Below are 16,985 nucleotides of genomic sequence, written 5' to 3'. Positions count from 1 at the left end.
TATGGGTGATGCTATGGCTAATAATTGGCTTGTAAAACAATGACTCCCGCCCCATAACTAGCAGTATTACAAGACTTTTAAGAGCAATAAATTCTATGGTCAATGTCTCAGAATCGAGTCCCGTCGATGACAAGAAAGTCCGTCTTAAGCATTTAATTCAGCGCCTGCCAAATTTGCCAGGGGTCTATAAAATGCTGGGTAAAAATGGCGATATTTTATATGTCGGTAAAGCGAAATCACTCAAGAGCCGTGTTAACAGCTACTTTGCTAAAACCATTGACCATCCAAAAACACGGGCGCTAGTGGCACGGATACATAATATTGAAACCATTATTACCCGTAGTGAGACCGAAGCGTTATTGCTCGAGCAAAACTTGATTAAAGAATATCGTCCGCCTTATAACGTACTGTTGCGCGATGATAAATCCTATCTCTATGTGTTTATTTCAGCAGATAAGCCTTACCCGCGATTGGCTTATGGTCGCGGTAAAGGCAATCACCAAAAAGGTCGCTTTTTCGGTCCTTTCCCCTCTGCTCATGCCGCCAAAGAGACACTGGTGCTGATGCAGAAAATGTTTCAAATGCGCCAATGTACCAATACCTTTTTTAAGCAACGTAAGCGTCCTTGTCTTGAGTATCAGATTAAGCGCTGCCGTGCGCCCTGCGTGGGCTTGGTATCGGCCGAAGAATATGCAGAAGATGTCAATAATACCATTCGTTTCCTAAAAGGCGACTCTAGCGATATTCATAGCGCTTTGATTGAAAAAATGGAAGCTTCTGCTGAAGAATTAGACTTTGAAAAGGCCGTGTTTTATCGCGATCAGCTGTCTATGCTGCGTGAAGTACAAGCTAAGCAAGCCGTTTATATCGTACAAGGTGAGGCGGATGTGATTGCTATCGCTAGTCAGGCAGGCATGACATGCGTCAACGTACTGACCGTACGTGGTGGTCGTGTACTGGGTGGTAAGAATTACTTCCCTGACGTTGATAGTAGCGAGCCACTTGCTGATAATTTATCGGCATTTATTACTTCATTTTATTTTCAGGTGACGGATGACTTGCCACCCGAAATCATGTTGAGTCATGAATTACCGGATCAGGTGGCGGTCAGTGAAGCGCTAGCGAGCCATTTTGGCAGTAAAGTCGTGATCAAAACCAGTGTCCGTGAACACCGTGCTGAATGGTTAGATTTAGCCAAACTCAATACCAATAACGCACTAAAAACCAAGCTGGGTGATTATTTAGAGTTGCATGCGCGCTTTGGTGCCTTAAAAGATATCTTAGCGGACGTCACTGATAGAACCATTGATCGCATAGAGTGTTTTGATATCTCCCATACGATGGGCGAGGCGACCATTGGTAGCTGCGTAGTCTTTGACCAAGGTGGCTCGCGTCGCCGTGATTATCGCCAATATGCGATTCATGACATTGTCGGTGGTGATGATTATGCCGCAATGAAACAAGTGCTGACACGGCGCTATAAAAAGCAGCCATTGCCTGATTTGTTGCTGATTGATGGTGGTAAAGGGCAGCTTGGCATCGCTAAAGAAGTATTAACCGAGTTAGGTATTCTTGGTGATACTTTGCTGATTAGCGTGGCAAAAGGCGAGGGACGTAAAGCTGGGCTTGAAGTGCTGCATTTTATCGATCATGAGCCACTTGATTTGCCGATGGATAGCAAGGCGCTGCATTTACTGATGCATATTCGCGATGAAGCGCATCGTTTTGCGATTACGGCGCATCGTAAGAAACGTGACAAGCGCCGTTCATCGTCAGTACTAGAAGTCATACCGGGGCTCGGTGAAAAGCGACGCCGTGATTTACTCAATCATTTTGGCGGATTGCAACAATTGCTCGGTGCATCGCAGCAGGAATTGGCAGGCGTGCAAGGGATTGGGCCAGTACTTGCAAAAACGGTTTATAAAGTATTGCACGAGTAGGCGTTTACATTCTACCTACCTATCTATCTGTCTAAATTTTTAGTAGTAGGGTAAACAGTTTCTAATGTATTACATAAGTAATGGGTACAGTAACTTTTGTTGTAATAAACTCATTATCCTTAGTACCGGCTTTGAATATCATTTTTCTAGCATCACGTAGAGCACTTCGGTCTAATGACACGACGCCTGATGACTCAGTAACGGAAATGGAACTAATTTGACCAGATTTATCAATCAACATGCTCAGGACAACTTCATATTCCTCACCAGCTTTCAAACGTCTAGCTGCTCTGTGTGGAACTGTGAACTGAGGTTGACGCAATATTTCAGCAGGCTTAATAACAGGCTCTCTTATCGCTAGACTCTGACAGCCCGATAGTAATATGCCAGTAAAGATAAAGGGTAGTAGTTTCATAACCAGCTGACCTAGTCTGCTTTTATTTTATAGGTCACAAATTTAAAATCTAGTGCACTTTTTTCATCGTGCATTTTCTCAGATTCTTCGGCCACTTCAAACTCATTTGGCAATTCAGGATAAAAAGCGTCGCCATCCGTAATCTCAGTATCGACGTGGGTCAGTTCAATACGGTCGGTATACATTAAGGCGTCGCTAAAGACGCGCTCGCCACCAATCACCCAAATCGTATCCAGATGCGCACCATGTGCCAGACTTGCTGCTTGCGTTAATGCATCATCTAAATTATGCACCACATAGGCATTGCTTTTGCCGACCAAACCTTTTTGTTCGGCATAATCTAGCTGGGTGCTGATGATGAAGCTCACGCGTTTTGGCAAAGGCTTGCTGCCCATTGATTCAAACGTCTTACGACCCATAATGACGATACCTTGAATCGCACCATCATTTTGTTTGGTCGTCATGCTTTTAAAATGCTGCAAATCTGCTGAGATATGCCACGGTAGCTCATTATCTTTGCCGATACAGCGGTTGCTACTGATAGCTGCGATTTGGGCAACTTCGGTGTGGGCATAACTCATAACGTATCCTTTTTATTGTCTTTAACATGCTACTTTCATTTGCTGCATTTATTTGAAACTTTCAATCAGACAAAGGCTAGACTGCAACCTTTGCCTTAATCGCAGGATGCGACTCGTAACCATCAACGCTAATGTCTTCGTATTTGAAAGCAAAAATATCATTCACATTAGAGTTAAGCGTCAGCGTTGGTAGCTTATAAAGCTCACGTGTCAACTGTAATTCAACTTGCTCGCGGTGGTTTTGATAAATATGACAATCGCCACCCGTCCAGATAAATTCGCCCACTTCTAATCCGCATACTTGTGCGACCATATGGGTCAGCAAGGCATAACTGGCAATATTAAATGGCACGCCTAGGAATAAATCTGCTGAACGCTGATAGAGCTGGCATGACAGTTTATTATCCGCCACAAAGAACTGAAATAGCGTATGACAAGGCGGCAGCGCAACTTGATCTGCTTCACCGGGATTCCAACCAGACACAATCAAACGTCTTGAATTGGGATTGGTTTTTATTTGCTCAATGACTTGGGTGATTTGATCGACACCATCATTATTGTAGCTCCCATCTTCACGCTGGCTTGCGCCATAATTGCGCCACTGATGACCATAGACAGGGCCTAAATCACCAGCAGGGCGGTTAAAGCGCGCTGTCTGTTCAGCCGTTGACCACTCATTCCAAATACGTACGCCATTGGCTTGCAGATAATCAACATGCGTACTGCCACTTAAAAACCAAAATAGCTCATAGACGATAGATTTAAAGTGGACTCTTTTGGTGGTTAATAATGGAAAACCATCGGCTAAATTAAAACGGAGCTGCGCGCCAAAGTGGCTCAGCGTACCAGTGCCAGTACGATCGCCTTTTTCAGTGCCTTCAGTGAGGACAAGACGCAGCAAATCTAGATAGGCTTGCTCATTTTTACGCTGCTTGTTGTTACTAATAATGGAGTTACTCATAATCATAAAATTGCTCTTCTACGCTATTAAAACGCATAGTTGTATTGTTTTTTAACAGGCTACTTGATGTGAATTAGTGCTTAATAAGCCGACTGCTTACCCCAGTCATAGATACCACGTTTGTAAGCGTATACCAGCATAATGAAACCAATAATAATCATGGGAGCGCTGAGTATCTGCCCTTTGGTCATCCAACCTAGTAATACAAATCCTTGGTCAGCATCTGGTTGGCGGAAAAATTCAATGATGAAGCGGCTGATGCCATAGCCTAATAAAAATACTGCCGATGCTGCCATACGTGGGCGCGGTTTTGATGAATACCACCATAGGAATAGGAATAATAATAACCCTTCGGCAAGTGCCTCATACAGCTGTGAGGGATGACGAGGTAGCAAATACTGCCCATTTACTTCAAGCATCAACTCTTGTAGCTCAGGGTTGGTTTGCAATTGCTGCATATCAGTAGCAGCCGCTTGCGGGAAGTAGGTAAGCCAGTTGTAGCCACCGTTAGAGACGCGGCCCCATAGCTCGCCATTGATGTAATTGCCAATACGACCAAATAATAAGCCTGTTGGCACGCAAGGAACGATAAAGTCCAGCACCTGAAACGGGGTCTTTTTATACTTACGGGCAAAATATAACATGCCCAGTAAGACACCAATCATGCCGCCATGGAAAGACATACCGCCTTCCCAGACTTTGAAAAGATAAGCGGGGTTTTGTAAAAATTCACCGAATTGATAAAACAGTACATAGCCGACACGACCGCCCAAAATGACGCCAAGTGCGCCAAAAAACACCAAGTCGGACACCATGTCAGTGTTCCAATTGTCACGTTTTGTGCTGCGATACCAAGCCAGACCAAAGGCGGCGGCAAATGCTAATAAATACATTAGGCCATACCAGTGCACTTCTACTGGACCCAAAGACAGCGCTACAGGATCGTACTGAGGATGTATCATCATAAGGGCATCATAAATTTGGTAATAGAATGCTGCTCATAATAGCAAAAATAGCCAGTGAGGCATACCAAATTACGGTGAGGCTCATCTCATGGTAACAACTTATCTGCTACGGGTAACATCTAGAAAGAAAGCCAGAAAACCGCTAAGATATAAAAAATCTGCTGAAGATAAGTGCCATCATAAATATTGCCTCATTATATTTAATAAAGCGTTAGATACTGCGCGCTTGCGCTAATGCACCGTATTAATGGATTAACCGTATTTTTAAGGAATGATTATGCAAGCTAAGTTATCAAAAGTAGCAATACTACCTAAGTTTTTACCTTGTAAAAAACAGTTGACGCCACTGGGTTTATTTAGCTTAGCGGCTTTAGCTTTGACTCCTGCTCAGGCAGCGAATAGTAGTATTGAGCAAGTGACCATTTATCAGGGCTTAGCTAGCGTGACTCGTGCGTTACCAATCAATGGTAGCGGCGAGCAGACATTGGTTTTTTCTTGTCTGTCCCCTTATATCGATAAAGACAGTGTGAGCGTACAAGCAGCAAATGGCATCAATATTGGTGAAGTCAGTATCGAGACTTTAAGCGATGAGCAAGCAGCACAGTGCCAGTATCAAGGTGAGGCGAGAGTACAGACACAGCAAGATAATTTGGCAGTTATCAATGCTGAGTTAGAAGCGGCACGCTTAGCTAAAGCTTACTTGCAGAATTTAACCAAGGTCACGCAAATCAGTACAGATGGCACGCTTGCCAATAATGCGCGAGATTTGGAAACCCAAGCGGTCAGTATCAATAAACGCATACTAGAAATTCAGCAGCGCCAAGCCCGTGCACAAGATGCGCTCAACCAACTAATGGCGGGCAGCGCGACTTCCACTCAAAATAGTGTGACTCAAGTGAGTGTACGTACTGCCAGTCGAGTACCAAGCAGTGTAAAATTACACTATCAAGTACGCGGCGCGGGTTGGGAGCCAACGTATCAAGCAAGGCTGAATACTGAAACCAAGCAATTAAATATCATTGCCTCTGCGGTTATTGCCCAGCAGACAGGAGAAAACTGGCTCGATGTCCCTTTGATGCTAAGCTCTGTCAATCCCAATCAAAACACCACTAGCCAATTACCACGAGTTGAGCGTTTTTCTTTATATGAAGAAGATAGAGAAAACCGGACTATATCTGTACCACCTATGGCGGAAAACATGCCTGTTGTGGTATCTGCAAGAGACAGCTATGACGGTGCCTCGACACCTAACATGGCGCCGCTGCCAAGCTTTACCGTTAGCAGTCAGAATAAAAACGGCATTACCGAATACCGCTTGCCGCAGCGTATTAGTATTCCAAGCGATGGCAGGCGCGTACGGACAGTCATTGATGAGCAGTCGGGCAGTAGCAAGCTATGGATTCGTAGTACGCCGAGCGTGGAGGCAGCTGGCTATTGGTATGCATCCGCACCGTTCTTGACACCAGCTTGGGTAGATGGTTCGCTACAGCTATACCGTGATGATAATTATGTCGGGCAGGCGCGCTATAATTATCAAGCGCTCAAAGAGCAAGGTATCGGTTTTGGTATTGACCCTAATACCATCGTAAAGCAGATAGCTGATGAAGATAAGCAGGGTGATAAAGGCGCGTTTAATCGCACGCAAACCTTGACTAAAACACAAGCTTATCAATTTACCAATCAGCAAAACCGACCTATGCATTTACAAGTATTAGGCAGTGAGCCAATTAGCCGCGACGATAGTCTTAAAGTAACCGTCACTCATACACCGCCAGTGACTGAGCGTGACTGGAATGACAATAAAGGCATGGTTGCGTGGGAGCTTGATTTACCAAGCAAACAATCAAAAGTCATACAGTCGACCTCTCAGATTAGTTATCCTGCTAGCAAAAACTTATCAGTAAACTAATCTGTCAGTGAACTAAGTTAAACTGAAATCAAGCTTGGCTGTTTGCTAAGCACATTTTTAGTAAAATTAGGAGTCTTATGTGTATTGTCGCCATTGCTTGGCAACTATTTGATGAGCTGCCTTTGGTGCTATTGTCCAATCGCGATGAGTTTTTGCAGCGTCCGACAGAGCTGCTACATCAATGGGAAGATAAGCCTGTTTTTGCAGGACGCGATGTACAAAGTGGCGGTACTTGGCTGGGTATTCATCAACAGCCCCATCAAGCCAGTCATCAAGCGCCTCAAGAATATTATCAGCAAAACGGACGTTGGGCTGCGGTATTGAATTTTCGCGATGGCGTGCAGGCAAGCTCTGATGAGCGCTCACGCGGGGCGCTAGTCACGGATTTCTTAACCGGTGATATCAGCCCGATGGAGTTTGCACGGCAGATTAGTTTGCAAAACTATGCTGGGTTCAATCTCATTATTGGTGATAGTGAGCAAGCCGTTATTGTCAATAATCGTGGTCATGCTCCTATGCCACTATATGCAGGACTGCATGTCATTTCCAATGGTCAGCCTGAGGACAGCTGGTTTAAAACTGAAAAGCTGCGAGGCAGGCTGCGCCAAGAAGTATTGCCACTAATCGCTGAGAATAGCGAACCTGAGTACTGGCAAGAAGCTGCCTTTGCGGTATTGTCTGACAATACGCAAGCGCCAGTGGATAAGCTGCCGGAGACTGGAGTGGCTGTTGAGATTGAGCAGATTCTGTCTTCTATTTATATAGAGCCTGTCACTTTTAATCATACGCAAAATAATTTGCCCACTTATGCGACACGTACCCAAAGCATTTTAACCCTGAAATGTCATTCTCAGTTGGCAGATTCAGCAGTGGATGAGATTGCTAGATTAGTAAGCCGAGAGTGTCAGCATGATAATTATAAAGAATGTCAGCATGATAGTCATAAGTAGCCTATAGGCTTTTCATCTATTAGCTTTTTCATCTACTCTTAATAAGGCTCACGTACAATTTCCATGAGAAGTTTGATACTACAGTTTTAATATCTAACAATAGAGACTCACCAATCCCTTTATTAAAGAATGGATTTCACTTTAAATTACTATTTATATGGCGTAAGATAAATATATATGTCACTAAAGTTCATACCAGTTGAGTAAATGTTTATAAAACAAGGAGTGTGAAATGAGCATGATGAAGTCACTGATATTTATTGAACCAGGTAAAATTGAAATTGTAGATAAAAAAATCCCTGATGTAGGCCCTAATGATGCCTTGATAAAAATTACGACCACGACCATTTGTGGTACTGATATCCATATCTTTAAAGGTGAGTATGCCGTTGCAAAAGGCTTGACCATTGGTCACGAGCCAGTAGGTATCATTGAAAAGCTTGGTAGCGCAGTCATGGGCTATGAAGAAGGGCAGCGAGTCATTGCTGGCGCCATTTGCCCAACGTTTACCTCCTATGCCAGTCAAGATGGCTTCCCGTCACAAGACGGTGGTTATCTTGATGCAGATGGTAGATGTTCTTGTCACGGTTATAAAGCCACAGGCGGCTGGCGTTTTGGTAATCACATTGACGGTACGCAAGCAGAGTATGTGCTAGTGCCAGATGCGCAGGCCAATCTATGTCCAGTGCCAGATGGACTGACGGATGAGCAAGTGTTGATGTGTCCTGACATTATGTCGACAGGCTTCAAAGGCGCAGAAAACGCCAATATTCAGATTGGTGATGTGGTTGCTGTATTTGCACAAGGACCTATCGGTTTATGCGCTACTGCTGGGGCAAGGATTAAAGGCGCCTCGATGATTATCGCTGTCGATGGCAATAATGACCGTTTGGCCATGGCAAAGAAACTGGGAGCAGATATTACTCTAAACTTCACAGAAGTTGACGTGGTTGATGAGATCATGAAAATCACTGGTGGTCGTGGGGTGGATAGCAGTATCGAGGCGTTAGGTTTACAGTCTACGTTTGAGCAATGTCTCAAAATATTAAAACCAGGCGGTACACTCTCAAGCTTGGGTGTGTATTCTGAAGATTTAGTCATTCCAATGGCTCATTTTGCTTCTGGTCTTGGCGATCATACGATAAGAACGGCTCTCTGCCCAGGAGGTAAAGAGCGTATGCGCCGATTGATGAATGTCATCGAGTCTGGTCGAGTGGATTTATCAGAGATGGTGACGCATACCTATGCCTTGGATGATATCGTAGAGGCCTATGACTTGTTCATGCATCAGCGTAACGGCGTACTAAAAATTGCTATCAAGCCATAATTATTCCGCAAGATATAATCGCTATATAATAGAAGAGCCTGCATCTAAAGGATACAGGCTCTTCTATTACGTGTTACTTTTAATCAAAATGTCAGTTCATCCTATCAACAAGTGATTATCTTGTTCAGGAATAATCAGCTCTTGTCTTAGAGGTAGCTCAGGCACTAGCTCTTGCAAGGCACGGCGATAAACGCCTCGTTTAAAATGAATCACTTGTCCAAGTGGATACCAGTAACTGACCCATTGCCAATGATCAAATTCTGGTTTGCCCTCATCAAAGCGGATATGTTGAGTGTTCGTCTCATCTAAGCGTAGCAAAAACCACTTCTGTTTTTGCCCAATACATAAAGGGTGCTGTCCATGCCGCACATAGCGTTTTGGCAGACGATAACGCAACCAATCTTGCGTCACTGCCAATAAGTCTACATGACGCGGGTGTAGGCCGACCTCTTCCCAGAGCTCGCGATACATCGCATCCATCGGCGTCTCCCCACGGTCGATACCGCCTTGTGGGAACTGCCAAGCGTTGTGACCAATACGTTTTGCCCACAGAACCTGCCCTTGTGTATTTGCCAAGATGATGCCGACATTGGCGCGAAAGCCGTCTGCATCTATCATGATTAAACCTTTTTAATTTATTTAAAATAGCTTATTTTGAGCTAGAACCGTGACAGCAATCATAATTATTATAAGGTGATGGTTGTCGATATTAGGTCAAAATAAGATTCATTACCGTTATTAAACCAAGAAACAAGCAAAATGTGTAACAGTATTTTGCTATAAAATGTTTCACGAGCTTAACTGTTTAAAATCAACCAGTTATAATTAAACTTTTGTAATGTTTTTTAGAGAATCTTACTACAAAGATAGGTTCGAACTATAAGAGGATAGGTTTGAATAATAAACAGTAGGCGGTGTATGAATGTTAATTCACTGCTAAGAAAATTTTAGTAAAAAGGTTTAATTAAAAATAAGGCTGCAAAAGACAAATAGGTGAGCCATTCATAACGATAATGATTTTGGGTGATAAGGGCTCGATAAAATGTGCCATTGGCTTATGCTACACTAGCCAAGTAAAACATATTGCCAGAAAATAAAAATCGGGCAACGAGCTAATTAAAATAAGGAATGGTCAAGATGTCAGAGTCAAAAGCAAGTGTAACGTGGCAAGAAAATAAAGCCTTTATGGGCGTGTCACCATCAGGGCATAATGTACAGATCGATGCAGATAAAGAAAAAGGCGCAAGTCCGATGGAGCTGATTCTATTGGGGCTTGGTGGTTGTGCTAGCTACGATGTGGTAGCGATTTTACAAAAATCGCGCCAAGAGGTGACAGACGTACGTTGTGAGCTTACCGCTCAGCGTGCTGAAACTGTACCAGCTGTCTATACTGACATTCACATGCATTTTGTGGTGACAGGTCAAGATGTCAAGGAAAGCCAAGTAGAGAAGGCCATAAAACTGTCAGCAGAAAAATACTGCTCGGCCAGTAGAATGTTGGTACAAGGTGGGGTGAACGTCACCCATGATTTCGAAGTGATTTCAGGGTAGGGGCAAGTATACTAATGAATGCACTTCTGGAATTAGTCTCTGATACCGCAGCGTCCGCAATTTGGGCGATGGTCGCAGCAAGTTTACTACCGCTTGCCATGGCATTGACAGCGAAAGCTATTGGCGGCTTTAATTTGGCTGACAATGCCCATCCACGTGATTTTTTACAAGGTACGACGGGCGCGGCCGCACGTGCTAACGCGGCCCAGCAAAACAGCTATGAGACGTTGCCAATATTTTTGGCAGCAGTACTGACGGCAATGCTGTTTTTCGTACCACAATCGATTATCAATATACTGGCGTGGTTGTACGTACTGATTCGTATCGGTTTTTGCGTGGCTTATATTACTAATTTGGCGACGTTTCGCTCCATACTTTGGGTGTTATCGATTGCCTGTTGTTTGATGTTATTCTATTTAGCGATTAGAGTGAGTATTTAATCTTATTCGTTAGACAGATTGGCTTTAAGATAATTCTGTTTTAAAACAGATTGGCTTTAAGATAAAAGCAGCTATTATTGGCGCACACTGGCTTGCAGTGCACTAATGATAGCTGCTTTATTTTTTTCTCTTTTAATACTGTCCCATAAAACTTTTGCTTCGCTATAGCCTTTGATGAGCATTGCTAACCACTGCTTGTAACGACCAACCAAGATAACTTCAGTTTTAGCCTGACCTTCCAAAAATCTTATCTGATGGGTGACCATTGCTTCCCATGACAACGTTGCCGCACTTAGCATGGCATCATCTGAACCGCAATCCACACGAGCAACCAAATCTGGACGAGTAACCGCGCCGCGACCTAACATCAAATGCTCTGTACCAGCTTGAGTCATACAGTTTTGCGCGTGCTCTGTATTCCATATTTCACCGTTGGCAATGACTGGAATATCGAGCGTGTTAAAGCTCTGAATTTTGTCCCAATAGGCTGGTGGTTTATAGCCTTGGGTTTTGGTTCGTGCGTGAATGGTTAGCCAATCAGCACCACTGTCGCTAATCGCAGCTTTAATATCATACATACGACTGGTATCGGTGTAACCTAAACGAATTTTGGCTGATACTGGAATATGAACAGGAACAGCTTGCCGCACCGCGCTGATAATCTGATACATGGTTTCGGGTTCATCCAATAATACTGAACCACCACGGTGGCTATTGACCGTCTTGGCAGGGCAACCAAAGTTGATGTCAATCGCCGGTGCACCAAGCTCGGCAGAATAAGCAGCATTTTCTGCCATGAGTTGCGCTTCACTACCGAGCAACTGGACATGAATAGGCGTGCCAGAGGCAGTTTTAGCATCATGATGCAGTTCTGGAGCGTATTTATAAAATACATGCGCAGGCAATACGTGCTGAGTCACACGGATAAATTCGCTAACCGACCAATCATAAGGGCGACCCAAGTCTGATGCAATTTGCGTGAGGATTTGCCGCATTAATGGGTCGGTCAAGCCTTCCATTGGTGCAAGGAGACGGACGGGATTGGCGAATAACTGACGGATGGTATTTTGACGTATTTGAAGTTGCTGATTAGTATTCATGCTTGTTGTTCACTGCTAAAAATTATAATAGATAATAGGAAAGTATGATAGCTTATCTGTGTTGAATTATGTGGTTGTTAATAAGCTATGAGAGGCTGTATTAAAAGTTATACTGAGAAAACCTTCGAACAGTTTCCAACATGATTAAAGCCTTATAGCGGCAGTAAACTGAGTATGATTTTTTCTTGAATTTTAACTACTAAATATTAAAGGATTTTGTGCGCATGGGAAAAAAACTTTATAAGTATATGGGAGCAGAAATTCTCAATATGGCTTTTGAAAAAGAGGGTTTTTGCAGCTTAAAGTGCTCTTATCCCAAAGACTATAATGATCCTTATGAGCTTTTTTTGACAATCAGTTTTAACCAAACACCAGAGGTTCTTGCTTTCTATAAATCAATAGTCAGTGAGATACAGCAATATCCTACAACTTGCTTTTCAAAATCGCCTATTGTGACGCCAATGTGGGCACACTATGCCAATAATGGCACAGGTTTTGTGATAGAGATTGATGAAGATAAGCTGTCTAATTATATAGATCATAGAGGCTTAGATGATGTCACATATCAGGATGAAGCAAGAGCAGAGATAGAGAGCACTCTTCAAAGGGCTTATCAGATAGGAAAGCCGAGGTATCTTATGTTTCTACAACAATCTGCGTATTACGCTGCTTATTTCACAAAGAGTTCATGTTGGAATTATGAGTTAGAGAGAAGATTGATAGTTGGTGACGGTGATATTGAAAATATATATGGAAACATGATCTTATACATACCAATAGACTGTATCAGTAAAATAATTGCAGGGCCGAGAATAGAGTCTATTTTTTTACAGCAGGGTATCGAATTATCAAAAAAATATGATATTTCTTTTCTAAAAGCAAATGTAGGAAAAACAACATCGACGCCTTATTTAATAGATAGTAGTTTTGAAACATATATATTTGATGGAAACGGAGTCATAAAATCACCTTTTTCTTGTAGCTCGTGTAAAGAACCAATGATAAATGATGATAATGAGGTATGTTCGTAGTGCTTAATCACAGAGGAACATGAGCGTGATGCATCTGTAAATGCCTTTAGTATGCTAGAGCGTGCGGGTATTTTAGGCGATTATGTACAGGCATTTAACCAAATTGGGAAATAACTGATATATATTATAGCATTAAGTCCCAAAAATCACTTTTTTGCCTGTCTGCAAACCTGATATCAAGTCTTTAATATTATGGATGTCCAAATTGCTCTGGGCACGTGTGCAAGCGACGTAGAGCAAACGCAACTCTTCAGGGCTGATCTTGACCGCATTGGTCGTCACATCATAATAGAAATCATCGTCCAGCTGTACCTTTCCCCATTCGAGCCCTTTGGCCTTATGGGCAGTGGAGATAACATAGTCAGCATTTTCGATACTGGTGAGACTATTGACCGCTTGGCTCAGGACATTGGTGCCATGATCATCGACGAGTTTCACCAGTGTTTTTAGATCACTGCCTTCATTGGTTTCAGAATACTCTTGCACATCACCCCAATTATAAAAATATGCCAGTTCAGGTACACCGTACGCCGATTTACCATTCTTTAAATTTTCAGCTGCCTGACAAAATTTAAGCATACGATCGGTATCGGCTTGTAGCGCCACGCGGTGACCCAATTTTAATCCAGTTAATAATTGCGACATTGCGGCGGCATTAGTGCGGCAAAGGATGGCATCTTTTTTACTATGTACCATACCCTTATCAGTAGAAGATTGCTTATTAGGATTGCCTTTTAACGGGACGTCTTCTTGCAATGCTTTGAGCAAAGTATTGGCAATCTCAGCAATCGGTTCGCCAAAACGAAATGACTGGGTCAACAAGGTTTGTGGTAAGGGCAGTTTTTTCATCGCATTGACTGCGCCGCGCCATTCATAAATCTGCTGATGAGCGTCACCCACATAAATCACTTGCCGTGGCTGCTGGGTCAAAATTCCCATCATCAAGGGATCGGCATCTTGGGCTTCATCAAACAAAATAAAATCAGCGGGAATACTAGGCTTCGATAATGCCCACAATTTAAGATAAATATCATGCCCGATACCAGCAGGATGGCGTGCATCAATTGACTGTAACCAGCGCTGCTCAACAGCAGGGTAGAGCATTTCACGCAGCTGCTCGGCATCAGAATCATCGAGCCAGCTGGGAAACAATATATGTCTAGGTGCAGGATAACTGGCATGCGTACTACAAAAATTGCTGACGGCGTCACTGACAAAACGCGATAATCGGGCTGGAGTAAGGGTAATATATTTGTTTATACCATCCATTTGCCGACGCACTTGCACGGGCTGCAAACCCAAATCATCACCCAGACGTTTGGGTGAAAAACGCGGTAACGACAGCTTAGCAGTGATATCACGGGCGACATGACGATAGGCAAGCGAATGAAAAGTGCGACATTCCACATGTGGTGGAAACTTTGAGCGTGCATCATTGGCAATTGTTTTGTTAAAGGCTAAATATAAGCCGCGTCCACGCAAACGCTCACCAATCAGTTTTAAGGTCGTCGTTTTACCAGCACCCGCATAAGCCACTACTTTAAATGACTTGTGATCCATCGCCATGTTGAGCGCGCTTAGTTGCTCATCAGTGGGATCGCTCATATAAGCTGGCATAGATGCGGACATAAAAAATTACCTAAAAGAGTAAAACGGATCAAAAATGACGGGGGTAAAAAAAGCCACTGCATAGACAATGGCTGACTCGTCATGTGCACTTGCAAGTGCACATGACAATAATAAAAAAACTGATAGAAAATAAAGGTAGAAATAAGCAGGTTATAGTAACAGATTAGCGCGTTGGCTGTTTTTGGAATAAGTATCTGACAAGTGATGTTATTCTTTATTTAACCCTGTATCGCTTGCTAAGGCAGGACTGTGCTCTTCTTTAATTAATATTTTCGCTAAAAATAATCCTAGCTCAAACAACAACCACATCGGAATGGCGAGCATCAACATCGACACCCCATCAGGCGGTGTCACGACCGCAGCAACGGCGAAACAGCCGACAATAATATAACGGCGTTTATCTTCTAAGCTCTGAATGGAGACGACGCCCGTCAATATCAATAGCAAGGTGACGACTGGAATCTCAAAGGTTAAACCAAATACCATAAAGAGTTTGAGTGCAAAACTTAAATAACTGTCGATGTCGGTCATCGGCAAGACGTTCTGCGGCGCGAACATAATAAAGAATTTGAGAACGCCTTTGAGTACAATAAAATAAGAGAAAGCCACACCCGCATAAAATAAAAATATAGAGGACATTAAAACGGGAATAGCGATTTTTTTCTCTTTTTTATAGAGACCAGGAGCGACAAACGACCAGATTTGATACAAGATGTAGGGCATTGCAAAGAATGCAGCGACAAAAACAGTCAGGCGTATCGGTGCCATAAAGTTAGAGGTGATATCCGTCGCGATCATCGTTGCGTTGGCAGGCAACTGGGCAACCAATGGGTTGGACAAAAAATCATAGAGCTCGCGTGAAAATCCGACCAATGCTAAAAATATTACCAGTACCGCGACGCATATCTTTATGAGATGTCTACGCAGCTCAATCAAATGCTCGGTAATCGGCATATCGCCAAGTGAGCTTAAGATATCGCCAGAGTCCTCAGTATTGCTGTCGACATTACCATCAAGGGTAGCTGTTGAGGTCTCGATATCTGAATCCGCGACTTTTTCTTGACGGCTTTTTTTACGTTTAAATAAGCCCACTAATGACTCTCCTGCTCATGAACAGAAGCCTGTTTAGGTAAAGGACTGTCTATATGGCTGTTTAGTAAGATATCGGCTTTATAATTTGGTAAGTAGGGCGGTTGCGGCAAACGACGCGCTTTATCATAAGCTCCAAGACGAAACCACATATTTTCCCACGGTCTAGTTGTGATGGTTTGAGACACTGGATTGACGTTATCACTACAGTCAGTTTTTAGACTATCATTATCGCCTTGTGCCGATGACTGTTCAGGGCTTTCTGGTTTCTCAGCCTGTCTATTACTGTCATAGGCGTAGTCAAACGCTTTTGGCTGCACTGGTCGATTATCATCATTCTCACTACTGACTTGACTACTTTGACTAGGCGTATTGTCATTGCCTGGATCAGGCGATGCTTTTAAATGCTGGTTTTGCGAGGATTCAAACTCTTGCATACTGCCGCGCATCTCCGCCATCTCGCGCCTCATATCTGCTTCAGTCTGGCGAATTTTGGCCAGCTCTTTTTGCATAAGCTGGCGGGTCTCTGCCAAATCAAGCTCAGCTTCGATTTCAGATTGCAGGGTGGATACCGTGCGGCGAACTTTGGCATACCACTGCCCAGCGGTACGCGCTGCCTGTGGCAGTTTTTCTGGGCCCAAGACGATTAGGGCGATAACACCAAAGAGGAGTAGTTCAGAAAAGCCGATATCAAACATAATGTTCCGATGTCATTGTCTAAAAGGTCACTGTCTAGAGGCTATACATTATGCGTATCATCAACCTTGGTGGTTGTTGGGCGCTCTTCAGTGTGTGCATTGCCATCATGATCGAGCACCACATGCTTTTTAGCATGCTCAGTATTTTCGTCTTTGACCGCTTCTTTGAAGCCTTTGACTGCGCCGCCCAAATCTTTGCCAGCATTTCTAAGCTTCGAGGTGCCAAATACGACCACCACTACCACCAATAAAATCAGCCAATGCGTAATAGAAAAACTACCCATAAAGGTATCCTTGTGTCTTGATTTTCAGTCTTTGTATGCCTACTTTGGGTGTATTGAATATTGTTATACTCAATAAACAGCCTCGACATACAATGCGAAGTAAAGCAGAGCTATA

At 43.3% G+C, this 16,985-nt stretch carries 17 protein-coding genes; 7 read left to right on the top strand and 10 right to left on the bottom strand.

What is annotated here, in order from left to right; translation table 11 throughout:
• Window positions 1-95: 95 nt before the first annotated feature.
• Window positions 96-1,940 (top strand): excinuclease ABC subunit UvrC, encoded by a 1,845-nt coding sequence (uvrC, locus tag I3252_RS06560; RefSeq protein ID WP_238034614.1) that lies wholly within the window; start codon window positions 96-98, stop codon window positions 1,938-1,940.
• Window positions 1,941-2,001: 61 nt separating this feature from the next.
• Here the strand turns inward: uvrC and I3252_RS06555 are convergent, their stop codons facing one another.
• The 4 genes from I3252_RS06555 to lgt form a co-directional block, all read right to left on the bottom strand.
• The gene (locus tag I3252_RS06555) at window positions 2,002-2,355 is read right to left on the bottom strand and encodes an energy transducer TonB (RefSeq protein WP_087813633.1); all 354 of its coding nucleotides are present in this window, start codon (window positions 2,353-2,355) and stop codon (window positions 2,002-2,004) included.
• Window positions 2,356-2,366: 11 nt separating this feature from the next.
• Entirely contained in the window at window positions 2,367-2,936 is a 570-nt protein-coding gene (locus tag I3252_RS06550) for a dihydrofolate reductase (protein WP_238034613.1), read from the bottom strand.
• A gap of 76 nt (window positions 2,937-3,012) precedes the next feature.
• The gene (locus I3252_RS06545; RefSeq protein WP_238034612.1) at window positions 3,013-3,903 is read right to left on the bottom strand and encodes a thymidylate synthase; all 891 of its coding nucleotides are present in this window, start codon (window positions 3,901-3,903) and stop codon (window positions 3,013-3,015) included.
• A gap of 74 nt (window positions 3,904-3,977) precedes the next feature.
• Window positions 3,978-4,862 (bottom strand): prolipoprotein diacylglyceryl transferase, encoded by an 885-nt coding sequence (gene lgt / locus I3252_RS06540; RefSeq protein WP_087813630.1) that lies wholly within the window; start codon window positions 4,860-4,862, stop codon window positions 3,978-3,980.
• Between the two features lie 277 nt (window positions 4,863-5,139).
• Between lgt and I3252_RS06535 the strand changes: the two genes are divergently transcribed.
• From I3252_RS06535 to I3252_RS06525, 3 genes are all read left to right on the top strand, one after another.
• Window positions 5,140-6,771 carry a DUF4139 domain-containing protein gene (locus tag I3252_RS06535; protein ID WP_238034611.1) on the top strand — a complete coding sequence of 544 codons (1,632 nt, stop codon included), beginning with the start codon at window positions 5,140-5,142 and terminating at the stop codon, window positions 6,769-6,771.
• A 77-nt stretch (window positions 6,772-6,848) separates the two neighbouring features.
• Complete coding sequence (locus tag I3252_RS06530; protein WP_238034610.1) at window positions 6,849-7,721, top strand: NRDE family protein; 873 nt, start codon at window positions 6,849-6,851, stop codon at window positions 7,719-7,721.
• A gap of 232 nt (window positions 7,722-7,953) precedes the next feature.
• Window positions 7,954-9,048, top strand: a complete 1,095-nt coding sequence (locus tag I3252_RS06525) for an NAD(P)-dependent alcohol dehydrogenase (protein ID WP_238034609.1) — start codon at window positions 7,954-7,956, stop codon at window positions 9,046-9,048.
• A 96-nt stretch (window positions 9,049-9,144) separates the two neighbouring features.
• Here the strand turns inward: I3252_RS06525 and I3252_RS06520 are convergent, their stop codons facing one another.
• Window positions 9,145-9,666, bottom strand: coding sequence for an RNA pyrophosphohydrolase (locus I3252_RS06520; RefSeq protein ID WP_045452438.1), 522 nt, complete (start codon window positions 9,664-9,666; stop codon window positions 9,145-9,147).
• A 519-nt stretch (window positions 9,667-10,185) separates the two neighbouring features.
• Here I3252_RS06520 and I3252_RS06515 point away from each other — a divergent pair.
• Together I3252_RS06515 and I3252_RS06510 are read left to right on the top strand one after the other, a co-directional pair.
• A complete protein-coding gene (locus I3252_RS06515; protein WP_201554959.1) occupies window positions 10,186-10,599 on the top strand; it encodes an OsmC family protein in 414 nt (137 codons plus the stop codon).
• Window positions 10,600-10,613: 14 nt separating this feature from the next.
• Complete coding sequence (locus tag I3252_RS06510; protein ID WP_198332641.1) at window positions 10,614-11,039, top strand: MAPEG family protein; 426 nt, start codon at window positions 10,614-10,616, stop codon at window positions 11,037-11,039.
• A gap of 74 nt (window positions 11,040-11,113) precedes the next feature.
• Here the strand turns inward: I3252_RS06510 and I3252_RS06505 are convergent, their stop codons facing one another.
• On the bottom strand, window positions 11,114-12,139 hold the full coding sequence (locus I3252_RS06505; protein ID WP_238034608.1) for a tRNA-dihydrouridine synthase: 1,026 nt from the start codon (window positions 12,137-12,139) through the stop codon (window positions 11,114-11,116).
• Window positions 12,140-12,363: 224 nt separating this feature from the next.
• Between I3252_RS06505 and I3252_RS06500 the strand changes: the two genes are divergently transcribed.
• Entirely contained in the window at window positions 12,364-13,170 is an 807-nt protein-coding gene (locus I3252_RS06500; protein ID WP_238034607.1) for a DUF2971 domain-containing protein, read from the top strand.
• A gap of 132 nt (window positions 13,171-13,302) precedes the next feature.
• Here I3252_RS06500 and I3252_RS06495 read toward each other — a convergent pair whose 3' ends face one another.
• From I3252_RS06495 to tatA, 4 genes are all read right to left on the bottom strand, one after another.
• Entirely contained in the window at window positions 13,303-14,799 is a 1,497-nt protein-coding gene (locus I3252_RS06495; RefSeq protein WP_238034606.1) for a UvrD-helicase domain-containing protein, read from the bottom strand.
• A gap of 207 nt (window positions 14,800-15,006) precedes the next feature.
• Window positions 15,007-15,891 carry a twin-arginine translocase subunit TatC gene (tatC, locus tag I3252_RS06490; protein WP_238034605.1) on the bottom strand — a complete coding sequence of 295 codons (885 nt, stop codon included), beginning with the start codon at window positions 15,889-15,891 and terminating at the stop codon, window positions 15,007-15,009.
• On the bottom strand, window positions 15,891-16,586 hold the full coding sequence (gene tatB / locus I3252_RS06485; protein ID WP_238034604.1) for a Sec-independent protein translocase protein TatB: 696 nt from the start codon (window positions 16,584-16,586) through the stop codon (window positions 15,891-15,893). The genes tatC and tatB overlap by 1 nt, the downstream gene beginning before the upstream one ends.
• 41 nt (window positions 16,587-16,627) lie before the next feature.
• On the bottom strand, window positions 16,628-16,870 hold the full coding sequence (gene tatA, locus I3252_RS06480; RefSeq protein ID WP_045445916.1) for a Sec-independent protein translocase subunit TatA: 243 nt from the start codon (window positions 16,868-16,870) through the stop codon (window positions 16,628-16,630).
• Window positions 16,871-16,985 lie beyond the last annotated feature (115 nt).

Source organism: Psychrobacter sp. Ps4, assembly GCF_022129285.1.
Taxonomy (GTDB): Bacteria; Pseudomonadota; Gammaproteobacteria; order Pseudomonadales; family Moraxellaceae; genus Psychrobacter; species Psychrobacter immobilis_A.
The sequence above is the reverse complement of the archived record's forward strand: the minus strand, read 5'-3'. Positions and strand labels throughout refer to the sequence as shown.

Excerpts from the sequence above, each read along its gene's own strand:
- uvrC (WP_238034614.1), top strand. The coding sequence starts at position 96 with ATGGTCAATGTCTCAGAATCGAGTCCCGTCGATGACAAGAAAGTCCGT.
- I3252_RS06555 (WP_087813633.1), bottom strand. The coding sequence starts at position 2,355 with ATGAAACTACTACCCTTTATCTTTACTGGCATATTACTATCGGGCTGT.
- I3252_RS06550 (WP_238034613.1), bottom strand. The coding sequence starts at position 2,936 with ATGAGTTATGCCCACACCGAAGTTGCCCAAATCGCAGCTATCAGTAGC.
- I3252_RS06545 (WP_238034612.1), bottom strand. The coding sequence starts at position 3,903 with ATGATTATGAGTAACTCCATTATTAGTAACAACAAGCAGCGTAAAAAT.
- lgt (WP_087813630.1), bottom strand. The coding sequence starts at position 4,862 with ATGATGATACATCCTCAGTACGATCCTGTAGCGCTGTCTTTGGGTCCA.
- I3252_RS06535 (WP_238034611.1), top strand. The coding sequence starts at position 5,140 with ATGCAAGCTAAGTTATCAAAAGTAGCAATACTACCTAAGTTTTTACCT.
- I3252_RS06530 (WP_238034610.1), top strand. The coding sequence starts at position 6,849 with ATGTGTATTGTCGCCATTGCTTGGCAACTATTTGATGAGCTGCCTTTG.
- I3252_RS06525 (WP_238034609.1), top strand. The coding sequence starts at position 7,954 with ATGAGCATGATGAAGTCACTGATATTTATTGAACCAGGTAAAATTGAA.
- I3252_RS06520 (WP_045452438.1), bottom strand. The coding sequence starts at position 9,666 with ATGATAGATGCAGACGGCTTTCGCGCCAATGTCGGCATCATCTTGGCA.
- I3252_RS06515 (WP_201554959.1), top strand. The coding sequence starts at position 10,186 with ATGTCAGAGTCAAAAGCAAGTGTAACGTGGCAAGAAAATAAAGCCTTT.
- I3252_RS06510 (WP_198332641.1), top strand. The coding sequence starts at position 10,614 with ATGAATGCACTTCTGGAATTAGTCTCTGATACCGCAGCGTCCGCAATT.
- I3252_RS06505 (WP_238034608.1), bottom strand. The coding sequence starts at position 12,139 with ATGAATACTAATCAGCAACTTCAAATACGTCAAAATACCATCCGTCAG.
- I3252_RS06500 (WP_238034607.1), top strand. The coding sequence starts at position 12,364 with ATGGGAAAAAAACTTTATAAGTATATGGGAGCAGAAATTCTCAATATG.
- I3252_RS06495 (WP_238034606.1), bottom strand. The coding sequence starts at position 14,799 with ATGTCCGCATCTATGCCAGCTTATATGAGCGATCCCACTGATGAGCAA.
- tatB (WP_238034604.1), bottom strand. The coding sequence starts at position 16,586 with ATGTTTGATATCGGCTTTTCTGAACTACTCCTCTTTGGTGTTATCGCC.
- tatA (WP_045445916.1), bottom strand. The coding sequence starts at position 16,870 with ATGGGTAGTTTTTCTATTACGCATTGGCTGATTTTATTGGTGGTAGTG.